At 71.8% G+C, this 11,817-nt stretch carries 9 protein-coding genes; 6 read left to right on the forward strand and 3 right to left on the reverse strand.

What is annotated here, in order from left to right:
* Positions 1–104 precede the first annotated feature (104 nt).
* A complete protein-coding gene (locus ACPPVO_RS38970; RefSeq protein WP_426503579.1) occupies positions 105–1,259 on the forward strand; it encodes an RICIN domain-containing protein in 1,155 nt (384 codons plus the stop codon).
* A gap of 180 nt (positions 1,260–1,439) precedes the next feature.
* On the opposite strand, the gene ACPPVO_RS38975 is transcribed toward ACPPVO_RS38970, so the two are convergent.
* The 3 genes from ACPPVO_RS38975 to ACPPVO_RS38985 all read right to left on the reverse strand — a co-directional run bounded on the left by ACPPVO_RS38975 (position 1,440) and on the right by ACPPVO_RS38985 (position 6,249).
* Complete coding sequence (locus tag ACPPVO_RS38975; protein ID WP_426503580.1) at positions 1,440–2,834, reverse strand: glycosyl hydrolase; 1,395 nt, start codon at positions 2,832–2,834, stop codon at positions 1,440–1,442.
* 19 nt (positions 2,835–2,853) lie between these two features.
* Entirely contained in the window at positions 2,854–3,777 is a 924-nt protein-coding gene (locus tag ACPPVO_RS38980; RefSeq protein WP_426503581.1) for an ROK family protein, read from the reverse strand.
* 120 nt (positions 3,778–3,897) lie between these two features.
* Positions 3,898–6,249 carry a beta-mannosidase gene (locus ACPPVO_RS38985; RefSeq protein ID WP_426503582.1) on the reverse strand — a complete coding sequence of 784 codons (2,352 nt, stop codon included), beginning with the start codon at positions 6,247–6,249 and terminating at the stop codon, positions 3,898–3,900.
* A gap of 72 nt (positions 6,250–6,321) precedes the next feature.
* On the opposite strand from ACPPVO_RS38985, the gene ACPPVO_RS38990 reads away from it, so the two are divergent.
* The 5 genes from ACPPVO_RS38990 (at position 6,322) to ACPPVO_RS39010 (ending at position 11,741) form a co-directional block, all read left to right on the forward strand.
* On the forward strand, positions 6,322–7,401 hold the full coding sequence (locus tag ACPPVO_RS38990) for a LacI family DNA-binding transcriptional regulator (RefSeq protein WP_426503583.1): 1,080 nt from the start codon (positions 6,322–6,324) through the stop codon (positions 7,399–7,401).
* 203 nt (positions 7,402–7,604) lie between these two features.
* A complete protein-coding gene (locus ACPPVO_RS38995) occupies positions 7,605–8,915 on the forward strand; it encodes an ABC transporter substrate-binding protein (protein WP_426503584.1) in 1,311 nt (436 codons plus the stop codon).
* A gap of 57 nt (positions 8,916–8,972) precedes the next feature.
* Positions 8,973–9,884: a carbohydrate ABC transporter permease gene (locus ACPPVO_RS39000; protein ID WP_426503585.1), complete on the forward strand. Its 912-nt coding sequence runs from the start codon at positions 8,973–8,975 to the stop codon at positions 9,882–9,884.
* Positions 9,881–10,711 (forward strand): carbohydrate ABC transporter permease, encoded by an 831-nt coding sequence (locus tag ACPPVO_RS39005; protein ID WP_426503586.1) that lies wholly within the window; start codon positions 9,881–9,883, stop codon positions 10,709–10,711. The genes ACPPVO_RS39000 and ACPPVO_RS39005 overlap by 4 nt, the downstream gene beginning before the upstream one ends.
* Positions 10,712–10,727: 16 nt before the next feature.
* Positions 10,728–11,741: a LacI family DNA-binding transcriptional regulator gene (locus ACPPVO_RS39010; protein ID WP_426503587.1), complete on the forward strand. Its 1,014-nt coding sequence runs from the start codon at positions 10,728–10,730 to the stop codon at positions 11,739–11,741.
* The last annotated feature ends 76 nt before the right edge of the window (positions 11,742–11,817 follow it).

The following is an 11,817-nucleotide window of genomic DNA, read 5'->3' on the forward strand; positions in this document are numbered from 1 at the left end:
AGCGGCACCTCGACATATTCGTGTTATCCGATGGATGGCCGGGCCACCTACGGGCCGCGGCTACCTTTACATCGTTTCGTCGCCGGGCTCTGCTCTGCGGGGCGATGCTGGCGACCGTCATCGCCGGCCTCGCCGTGTCCATGCTGCCCGCCCAGGCCGCCGATGCGCCCGCGGCCGGCGGCACCTACACGATCGCGTCCGCCGGGCAGTGCCTGAACGCGTGCACGCAGTGGCGCGCCGAGGCCCGCGGGAGCAACCGCTTCGGTCTCGTCGACGTCGCCGGCGGGAAGTGTCTCGCCGCGCCCGGCGGGGCGACCGGTGTCGCGCTGGCCCCGGCCGCCTGCAGCACCTCGGCCGCCGACCAGCAGTGGGTGTTCGTCGCGAAGTCCGGGCAGTACCAGCTCAAGAACGGCCGGTCCGGCTGGTGCGCCAGGGCCGGCAGCCCGGCGACGCTCGACGCCTGCACGGGCGACGCGAACCGCCTGTGGACCTTCACGAAGATCGGGGGCGGCACGCCGGTGACCGCGGTGCACGTCTACGTCGCCGGTGACTCCACCGCCTCGATCTACACCACGAAGGAGACGCCGCGCGCCGGGTGGGGGCAGGCGCTGCCGGTGTTCGCCACGGCGGACACGACCGTCGTCGACGCGGCCTGGTCGGGCGCGAGCTCGAAGAGCTTCATCGACGGCGGCCGGCTCGACTGGATTCTCGCGCGCATCCAGCGCGGCGACTACCTGCTCATCTCGTTCGGGCACAACGACGAGAAGACCGACGACCCGGCGCGCGGCACCGACCCGCAGACGACGTTCAAGTCGTACCTCTCGCAGTACATCGACAAGTCCCGGGCCAAGGGGGCCAACCCGGTGCTCGTCACGCCCGTCGAGCGGCGCCGGTTCAGCAGTGCCGGGGTCGCGCAGCCGTCGCACGGCGCCTACCCGCAGGCGATGCGCGAGCTGGCCGCGGCCAAGAGCGTGCCGCTGGTCGACCTGACGGCGTCGAGCCTGGCGCTGTGGAACCAGCAGGGGGTGGAGGGCACCAAGAAGTACTTCATGATCCTGGCGGCCGGGCAGTACCCCAACTACCCGTCCGGCATCGAGGACAACACGCACTTCCAGGCGTACGGCGCGATCGAGGTCGCCCGGCTCGTCGCCACCGCCCTGAACGGCCAGGGCATCCTCGGCGCCGGCTACTGGCAGAAGCTCACGTCCTCGATACCGGCCAGCGCCGTCGTCTGGCCGTCCACCGCCCCGTCGTACTGAGCAGGCCCATGTCCACCATCACCCGCATCGCGGTCACTACTTCACCGGATCGGGCACGCCGATGACGAACGGCTCGGTGCAGGCGATCCCGTACGCGTACACGATGGACACCGCGAGCGCGGTCAGGTCCATCGTGTCCGCGGGCGCCGGCCCGGGCCGGCCGGGTCTGTAGCCGACGGGTTACGGCAGCACCCAGTTCTGGTTGGTCTGGCCGTTGCAGGTCCAGATCTGGATCTGGGTGCTGTCGGCGCCGCTCTGGCCGGTGACGTCGAGGCACCTGCCGGTCTCGGGGTTCACGAGGGTCTGCCCGGCGCGCGTCCACCGCTGGTGGCCGTTGCCGTTGCAGTCCCACAGCTGCACCTTCGTGCCGTCGGCATTCACGCCCCCGGCCACGTCGAGGCACTTGCCGAGCGCGCGCAGGGTCCCGTCGGAGCCGGCCGTCCAGCTCTGGGCGGCCGAGCCGTTGCAGGTGTACAGCTGGATCTTCGTCCCGCTCGCCGTGCCCGCCGCGGCCACGTCCAGGCACTTGCCGGCCAGGCCCGTGACGGGGCCGGCGGCGGCGGTGCCGAAGTGGATGTCGCCGCGGTGCAGCACCCGCGGGTCGTAGTACGTGCGCTTCACGGCGTCGTCGGTGTTCCACGCCGGGTCGGTGAGCCAGCCGATCCAGACGCTGAAGAACGTCCACCGCGGCTGGGCCGTGATCGTCTCCGGCGTCGGCACCGTGCCCACCTCGGACAGCCCGATCGGCTTGCCCCCGGCGATGCCGAGCATCGCGTTGTACCAGGCCGCCGTCGGCTGCTTGTTCACCCACGCGTCGAGCGTCGCCACGTCCACGTAGGACGCGCCCGGCCAGTAGTCGGCGACGTGGCTCTCGCCGCCGGCGACGTCCTTGAGGTTCCACACCCACACCAGGTTCGACAGGCCCTTGGTGCCGGCCAGGTAGTCGTGGGTGATCTGGTACAGCTTGCGGCTGCCGTTGGCGCCGGGCCGCCCGCCCCACCAGGACCAGCCCTCGTTCATCTCGTGCTGGGGCCGGAACAGCACCGGCACGCCGGTGTTCTTCAGGTCCTGCAGGTACGGCACGGCCTCGTCGAGCCGCCGCTTGAACGCGGTGTTGAGCGCGCTGCCGTCGGTCACGAGCTCGTTCCACTGGGCGTCGGTCAGCTTGCTCTCGATGGCACCGGTGCCGTAGTCCCAGTGGCAGGACGAGCCGACGGTCGGCGGGCACATATGCCACACGAGGGCGGGGATGCTGCCGGCGGCCCACACCGACTTGGCCTGCGCGATGACTGTCGGGCGGGCGTTGATGTCGGCCTGCTCGAAGGCGAAGTCGCCGGCCCACTCGCCCGGGTACACGCCGGTGATGTCGTGGACCTTCTGCTGCCAGGTGTTCGGGGCGGAGCTGGGGCCGTCCTGCTGGCCCGAGATGATGGCGTGCCCGGTGATGCTCTGCAGGTAGTTCACGACGTCGGCGGCGGTGGCGGTGCCGCTCGGGGTCGGGGCCGCGGCGGCGGGCGCGGCGGTGCCGGCGAGCGCGGCGAGCATTACTGCCGTCGCGGCCAGGACTCTACGCACGGGGGCTCCTTTCGATTGCTTAACCCTTACTGAACCGAGTAAGGCAGCTAAAGGCGGTTAAGTCAATCGATGTCTGCAGCGCCAGGGCGGCCGCCCCGAACAGCCCGGCGTCGCGGCCCAGGGCCGCCGGCTCGACCCGCAGCCGGCGCAGGAACGCCATGCCGCCGCGGTCCGCCAGCGCCGCGCGGAGCGGGCCGAACAGCACCTCGCCCGCCTCGGCCACCCCGCCGCCGATGACGACCCGGTCCACGTCGCACAGCGCGGCCGTGGTGAGCAGCCCGGTCGCGAGGGCCTCGGCGCCGCGCGCGAACGCCCGCACGGCGACGGGGTCCCCGGCCCGGGCGTCGTCGGCCAGGGCCCGGGCGTCGGGGCCGGACCAGCCCTGGGCGCGGGCCCAGCGGGCCATCGCCGGGCCGCTGGAGAACGTCTCCACGCAGCCGACGGCGCCGCACGGGCACTCCGGCCCGCGCGGGTCGACGGTGATGTGGCCGATGTGCCCGGCGTTGCCGGTCGGGCCGAGGTGCGGGCGGCCGTCGAGCACCAGGCCGCCGCCGATGCCGGTGGACACCACGACGCCGAGCAGCGATCCGGGCCGCCCGCCGCGCCACCACTCCCCGAGCGCCATGCACTGGGCGTCGCCGGCGAGGCTCAGCGGTACCCCCGGAAGCCAACCGGCCACAGTGGACACGAGCGGGAAGTCCCGCCACGCGGGGATGTTCACCGGGCTGACCGTCCCGCGTTCCCGGTCGAGGGGCCCGGCCGACCCGATCGCCGCTCCCGTGACGTCGGACGGCTCAACTGCGGCGACGACCCGCCGCAGCACGTCGACCGGGCCGGCGCCCGCGATCGGCTCCTCGGCCCGGGCGTGGATCGCCCCGTCGGCGTCGATGACGGCCGCGGCGAACTTGGTACCGCCGACGTCGACGGCGAGCACGCGGGTCACGACCGGACCTCGTCCACGTCGACGGCGAGCACGCGGGTCACGACCGGACCTCGTCCACGTCGACGGCGAGCACGCGGGTCACGGCCGGGGGCTCGTCCACGTCGACGGCGAGCACGCGGGTCACGGCCGCGGCTCGTTGACGCAGCGCAGCACCGGGTGGGCGACCAGCGCGGCCGGCTCCAGCGCGACCTCGGCCCGGACGGCGAACACCACCGACTCCCCCGGCAGCAGGGTGACCAGCTGGTCGTCCACCGTCGCCGACGGGTGCAACCGATCCGGGAACAGTGCCAGATCGCGCAGGATCGTGCGCGCGGTGATGCGCACCTCGTGTCCGCCCGGCACGTCGGTCACCTGCGCGTCGAACGCGGCCGGGGGGAACGGAACGCGCGGGTCCTCCGCGAAGAAACGCACATCCCGCGCACCGTCGAGCGTCGCCTCGAGCAGCTGCCCCGCATCGCCGGCGAGCCCGGCCGGCACCAGGGTCACCGTGCGCGGCGCGACGGTCACCGGACGCGACGACGAGGACACGACGGCGCCGTCGAGGTCGCGCAGGGTCAGGGTCAGCGTGCCGGTCCACGGCTCGGCGGTGTCGTTGACGGCCGCGACCCCGTCCTCGTGGAAGGTGAGCAGGCGCGGGGCGTAGGCGCGCCGCAGCGCGTACCACAGCGGCTTGCGCCGGCCGCCGCCGTCCACGGCCGCCCAGGACGTCACCGGCCAGCAGTCGTTGAGCTGCCAGACGACCGTGCCCATGCAGTAGGGCATGAGGGCCCGGAAGCGGCGGACCCCGAAGGCCATCGCGCGGGCCTGGTTGAGCTGCGTCCAGTAGTGCCAGTCGTCGAAGGTCTCCGGCCGCGGCAGGTGCTCGCCCAGGCCGGACAGCAGCTTCGCGTTGCCGTCGGCCGCCTTCTGGTGGTGGCGCACGCCCGGCGAGTCCGGGGTGAGCGGTTCGTCGGAGACCGCGGCGCGCAGGGTGGCGTAGGCGGGCGGGCCCTGGAAGCCGAACTCGGCGACGAACCGGGGCGTGTAGTCGGCGTAGTGGGTCCAGTCGCGCTCGCCCCAGACGGTCCAGATGTGGATGGTGCCGGTCGCCGGGTCGAGCACGTCGCGGTCCGGGTGGCCGGAGTACGGGGTGCCGGGCCAGTACGGCCGGCCCGGGTCGAGCTCGGCGACGAGCCGCGGCAGCAGGTCGTAGTAGAAGCCGGCGCCCCAGCTGCGGCCGTCGAGCTCGCCGGCCCAGCCCCACTGCTGGTGGCCCCAGATGTTCTCGTTGTTGCCGCACCACAGCACCAGGCTCGGGTGGCCCATGAGCCGGGCGATGTTGTCGCGGGCCTCCGCCTCGACCTCGGCCGCGAACGGCTCCTCCTCCGGGTAGGCGGCGCAGGCGAACGGGAAGTCCTGCCAGATCAGCAGGCCGAGCTCGTCGGCGCGGGCGTAGAAGGCGTCGGACTCGTACACCCCGCCGCCCCACACCCGCAGCATGTTCGCGCCGGCGTCGACCGCCTGGCCGAAGCGCTCGGCGAGCCGGGCCGGGCCGGTGCGGGCCGGGAACGTGTCGTCGGGGATCCAGTTGAAGCCGCGCACGAAGACCGACTCGCCGTTGACGACGAGCCGGAATGCGTCCGGGTCCAGCTCGACGTCGCGCAGCCCGACCCGGCCCGTCCAGACGTCATCGGCGGCGGTGACGCTGAGGTCGTACAGGTGCTGCTCCCCGTGCCCGCGCGGCCACCACAGCCGCGCGTCGGGCACGTCGACCCGCAGCGTCGTCTCGGTCCGGCCCGCGGCGATCCGGCCCTCGGCGCGCACGCCGCCGACGGCCGCGCTCACCTCGACGGCCGCGGCCGCGCCCGCGTGCTCGACGACCACGACGACGTCGGCGCCGTCGCGGCGGCTGTGCGGGCGGACCTCGGCGATGCGCGTGCCGGACCAGGAGTGCAGGCCGATCCGGCGCCAGATGCCGGCGGTGACCAGGGTCGGGCCCCAGTCCCAGCCGAAGTTGCAGGCCATCTTGCGGATGAACGCGTAGGGCTCGTCGTACGGGCCCGGCCGCGCGCCGAGCTTCCCGGCCTGCGCCTCCGCGTACTCGTAGGGGGCGGTGAAGTCGACGACGAGCTCGTTCGGGCCCGGGCGCAGGTGCGGGGTGACGTCGAAGCGGTAGCGGCGGTGCATGTTGGCCGTCTCGCCGACCCGGCGCCCGTTCACGGTGACGGCGGCGATCGTGTCCAGGCCGTCGCAGACCAGGTCGACGCGGTCGAAGCCCTCCGGCTGCCATTGGACTTCGGTGGTGTACCGCCAGTGCGTCCGCCCGATCCAGCCGAGCCGGACCTCGTTGTCGTCCCGGTACGGGTCCTCGATGAGGCCGGCGGCGAGCAGGTCGGTGTGCACGCAGCCCGGCACCGTGGCGGGCACGTCGCGGAGGGTGTCGTCGTCCCCGAGCGCGGTGACGGTCCAGCCTTCGTGCAGCGAGCGGTACATCGGCGGCCCCTGTATCGTCCGTTGTTAACCGAGTAAGCGCGCTCAACGTAGCCAGAGGGTCAGGGGCTGTCAATGTGCGGCCACTTGGGCTTAGCATCACCTGAACCGAGCAAGACCCGAGGAGCCGAGGTGAAGCGACCGACCATCGCCGACATCGCCCGCGAGGCCGGGGTGTCGAAGGGCGCGGTGTCCTACGCGCTCAACGGCCGCCCGGGCGTCTCCCCCGCCACGCGGGAGCGCATCCTCGAGGTGGCCGGCCGGCTGAACTTCCACGCCGACACCAACGCCCGCGCCCTGGCCGGCGCCCAGGCCCGGGTCGTCGGCCTGACCCTGCAGCGCCCGCCGAGCACGCTGGGCGTGGAGCCGTTCTTCATGGAGCTCATCAGCGGCCTGGAGCTGGAGCTGTCCCGGCAGTCCTACGCGCTGCTGCTGCAGATGGCGTCCGGCCGCGACGAGGAGCTCGCGCACTACCGCCGCTGGCACAGCGAGGGCCGCGTCGACGGGGTGCTCGTGTGCGACGTCCGCACCGGCGACCCGCGCATCGCGGCCCTGGAGGAGCTGGGCCTGCCCGCGATCGTCATCGGCCCGCCGGACGCGAGCGGCACGCTGCCCAGCGTCTGGTCCGACGACGCGCAGTCGATGGTGGAGGCGGTGGAGTACCTGGCGGCGCTGGGCCACCGGCGCATCGCCCGGGTCGGCGGCATCGCCGAGTTCGCGCACACAGCGATCCGCACCGACGCGTTCACCGCGGTCTGCGCGCGCCTGGGCCTGCCCGACGCGGTGACCGTCGCCGCCGACTACACCGGCGAGTCGGGCGCCCGGGCCACGCGCCGCCTGCTCGGCGGGGCCGACCGGCCGACCGCGATCATCTACGACAACGACATCATGGCCGTGGCGGGCCTGACCGTCGCCCACGAGATGGGCGTGCCCGTCCCGTCCCGGCTGTCCATCATCGCCTGGGACGACTCGCCCGTCTGCCGCCTGCTGCACCCGCCGCTGACCGCCCTGACCAGGGACATCGGCGCCTACGGGGTGCGCGCGGCCCACCTGCTCCTGGCCGCCGTCGCGGGCGAGCCGGTGACCAGCACCCACGGCGCGCCGGCCCACCTGAGCCCGCGCGGCAGTACCGCCCGCCTGTCCGACCCCGCCTGATCGACCCCCGCCTGATCGACCCCGCCTGACCACACCCCCATAGAACACGCCGAACCCGCAGCTCAGCGGGTCTTTCGCCCTGCCCGAAACGTACCAAATATCCGAATATAACGGTTCGGCCAAGGACCTTTACCGACGCCGCACCGCGGTGCCATTCTGCGTCCGCTTCACTAAAACGCTTTAGGCCCGAATGGAGCGCACCAATGTTCAGACGAACGTTCGTCGCCGTGCTCGCCGCCACCGCCCTCGCGGCGGCCGCGTGCGGCGGCTCGAGCAAGTCCGGTTCGTCGGACGAGGCCCTGTCCCCCGCCGACGCCTCCGCCGTCTCCGGCGACATCACCGTGCTGACCAACCGCACCGACCTGGTCACCGACGGCACGATGCAGAAGTACGCCGACCAGTTCAAGCAGCTCTACCCGAAGGTGAACGTCAAGTTCGAGGGCGTCACCGACTACGAGGGCGAAGTCAAGATCCGGATGAACACCGAGAACTACGGTGACGTCCTGCTGATCCCGAACACGGTGTCGACCGACGACTACCCGAAGTACTTCGCGAGCCTGGGCGGCGCGGCCGACCTGGCGAACAAGTACAGCTTCACCGACAAGGCCAAGGTCGGCGACAAGGTGTACGGGGTGGCCGGCTTCGCGTACGTCAACGGCTTCGTCTACAACAAGGACGTCTGGAAGCAGGCGGGCGTCACGCAGTGGCCGGCCACGCCCGAGGAGTTCGTCGCCGACCTGCAGTCGATCAAGTCGAAGACGAGCGCCACGCCGTACTACACCAACTACCACGACGGCTGGCCGCTGAGCTCCTGGTCCAGCGTCGTCGGCTCGGTCACCTGCGACCCGAAGGCCAACGACAAGCTGCCCGGCACCGACCCGTGGGCGGCCGGCAGCGACCTGAACACCGGCGACACGCTGCTGTACGACATCGTCAAGAACAAGCTGTCCGAGGCCGACCCGACCACCACCAACTGGGAGGACTCGAAGGGCGCGATCGCCACCGGCAAGGTCGCCACGATGTGGCTCGGCTCGTGGGCCATCGTGCAGATGCAGGACGCGGCGAAGAAGGCCGGCAAGGACCCCGCCAGCATCGGCTACATGCCGTTCCCGAAGCAGGTCGGCGGCAAGTTCTGCTCGGTCGTGGCTCCGGACTACCAGTACGCGATCAACAGCCACTCGAAGAACAAGGCGGCCGCCCGCGCCTGGTTCGACTGGTTCATCGACAAGTCCGACGCGGCCGCGGTCAACCAGGCCGTCTCCGCGGTCAAGGGCGCCCCGATGCCGCCGGCGCTGCAGCCGTTCACCGCGGCCGGCGTGCAGTTCATCGAGCTGTCCCAGGCCGAGTCGGCGAAGCTGACGAAGATCGACAACGCCTCCGAGGTCGGCATCAGCAAGCCCGACTACCGGCAGAAGATCGTCGACACCGCGCGCGGCGCCGCCCCCGGCGACCTCAAGGGCATCTTCGCCGACCTGACCAAGCGCTGGACCGAGGCCGCGAAGACCGTCGGCTGACCGGCGGGCCGGCGCCCCCCGACCGGGCGCCGGCCCGCAACCCCGGAGAGGATCCAGATGCTCGACACCGTCACCCAAGCGCCGCCCGCGAGCGCCCCCCGGACGCGCCTGAAACGCCTGCTCATGCCGTGGATCTACCTGCTGCCGGCGCTCGCCCTGCTGGTCGTGTTCACCTACGTGCCCGTCGCCAGCATGGTCGGGTACAGCTTCACGGACTGGGACGGCCTGAGCGACGACCCCGCGTTCGTCGGGGCCGGCAACTACGCGGAGCTGTTCACCCGCCCGGAACTGTTCCAGGTGTTCTTCGTCAGCCTCTACTACCTGGCCGCCGCCGCGGTGCAGATCGTCCTGGCGCTGTACTTCGCGTTCATCCTCAGCTTCAACCTGCGGCTGCGGAACCTGTTCAAGGGCATCCTGTTCTTCCCGTACCTCATCAACGGCGTCGCCGTGTCCTTCGTCTTCCTGTACTTCTTCCGCCCGCACGGCACCCTCGACTCGGTGCTGGCGCTCGTCGGCGCGCACCCGGACAAGCTCTGGCTCGGCGACCCGGACCTCGTCAACGTGTCGCTGTCCGGGGTCTCGGTGTGGCGGTTCACCGGGCTCACGTTCGTGCTGTTCCTCGGCGCGATCCAGGCGATACCGGGCGAGCTGTACGAGGCCGCCGGGCTCGACGGGGCGAGCCGCTGGCAGATCTTCCGGCACATCGTCGCGCCCGGCATCCGCCCGATCATCGGCCTGAGCGTCATCCTCGCCGTGTCCGGGTCGCTGTCGGTGTTCGAGATCCCGTTCGTGATGACCGGCGGCGCGGGCGAGAGCAAGACGTTCGTGATCCAGACCATCAAGCTTGCCTTCCAGTTCAACAAGACGGGGCTCGCCTCGGCCGCGGCCGTCGTGCTGCTGATCATCGTGCTGCTGGTGACGTGGCTGCAGCGGCGCCTCGTGCCCGACGAGAGGACCGACCTGACGTGAGTGTGCGCGACGCCGCCGGCGCCTTCCTGCGGTACACCTCCCTCGTGACCGCCTCCGTGGTGGTGCTCCTGCCGCTGGTCACCGTGTTCCTGACCTCGCTCAAGACGCCGGCCGAGATGAGCTCGGGCGACACCCTCGACCTGCCGCACGACTGGCTGAACCTGCACAACTACGTCACGGCGTTCACCAACGGCCGGATGCTCACCGGGTTCGCGAACACCGCGGTCATCCTGCTCGTGTCCGTGGCCGGCACGGTCGTGGCCGGCACGCTCGCGGCCTACGCGCTGGACCGCTTCCAGTTCCGGTTCAAGCGGCTGGTCGTCGGGGCGTTCCTCGTCGCCACCCTCGTGCCCGGGGTCACCACCCAGGTGGCGACGTTCCGGGTGATCGACACGCTGGGGCTGTTCGACTCGCGGTGGGCGCCGATCCTGCTGTACATGGGGACCGACATCGTCGCCATCTACATCTTCATGCAGTTCATGCGCGGCATCCCGGTCTCGCTCGACGAGGCGGCCCGGCTCGACGGCGCCTCGACGTTCAAGATCTACCGGTCGGTCATCCTGCCGCTGCTCAAGCCCGCGATCGCCACGGTCGTCATCATCAAGGGCATCTTCGTGTACAACGACTTCTACATCCCGTTCCTGTACATGCCCTCGGAGGACCTGGGCACCATCTCCACGTCGCTGTTCCGCTTCAAGGGCCCGTTCGGCGCCCACTGGGAGACGATCTCGGCCGGGGCGATCCTCGTCATCCTGCCCACCCTTATCCTGTTCCTGCTGCTCCAGCGGTTCATTTACAACGGCTTCACGTCCGGGGCCACCAAATGACCACGCAAGGAACCCCGTGAAACGCCCCACCATCAGCGACATCGCCGAGGCCGCCGGCGTCTCCATCGGCGCCGTCTCGTTCGCCCTGAACGACCGGCCCGGCGTGTCCGCGCGCACCCGCGAGCGCATCATGGCCATCGCCGCCGAGATGGGCTGGCAGCCCAGCGCGGCCGCCCGCAACCTCTCGGCGGCCCGGGCCGAGGCGATCGGGCTCGTCATCGCCCGCGACGCGGCCACCCTGGGCGTCGAGCCGTTCTACATGAAGTTCATCGCGGGCCTCGAGACCGAGCTGTCGGCGACCGGCACCGCCCTGGTGCTGCAGGTCGTCGGCGACCACGAGCGGGCGATCGAGGCGCTGCGCGGGCTGTGGGCCGCGCGGCGCATCGACGCGACGATCCTCACCGACCTGTGGACCGACGACGTGCGGGTCGCGGCCCTGGACAAGCTCGGGCTGCCCGGCATTCTGGTGGGTCATCCGTCGGTACGGCCGGAGGGCTCGACCGTCCCCGCGGTGTGGAGCGACGACGCGGCCGCGCTCACCGAGGCCGTCGGCTACCTGGCCGGCATCGGGCACCGGCGCATCGCCCGGGTCGGCGGCCTCGTCTCCCTCGCCCACACCCGCATCCGCACCGCGGCGTTCCGGGAGGCGGGCCGCCGCCACGCCCTGACCGCGGCCGAGGTGGTCGACACCGACTACACGTGGGAGGCCGGCGCCTGGGCCACCGAGCGCCTGCTGACCGCGGCCGAACCGCCGACGGCGATCATGTTCGACAACGACATCATGGCCACCGCCGGCCTGCACGTGGCCCGCAAGCTGGGCGTCGACGTTCCCGGCCGGCTCTCGGTGCTGGCCGGCGACGACTCCCAGCTGTGCGAGATGGCCTACCCGGCCGTGAGCGCCCTATCCCGGGACATCCATGCCTACGGGGCGAACACCGCCCGGATACTGCTCGGCGGCCGGCTCGAGGACTTCCAGGACGCCACGGCCCGGCTCCTGCTGCGGGACAGCATCGCGCCGCCCCCGAACTGAACCGGCCCCCGGCGGCCCGGCGACGTGGCACCGCTTCTGCCGCCCCGCGGCGTGGCACCGCTTCTGCCGCCCCGCG

This window comes from Dactylosporangium sp. McL0621, from assembly GCF_049995355.1.
Lineage (GTDB): Bacteria > Actinomycetota > Actinomycetes > Mycobacteriales > Micromonosporaceae > Dactylosporangium.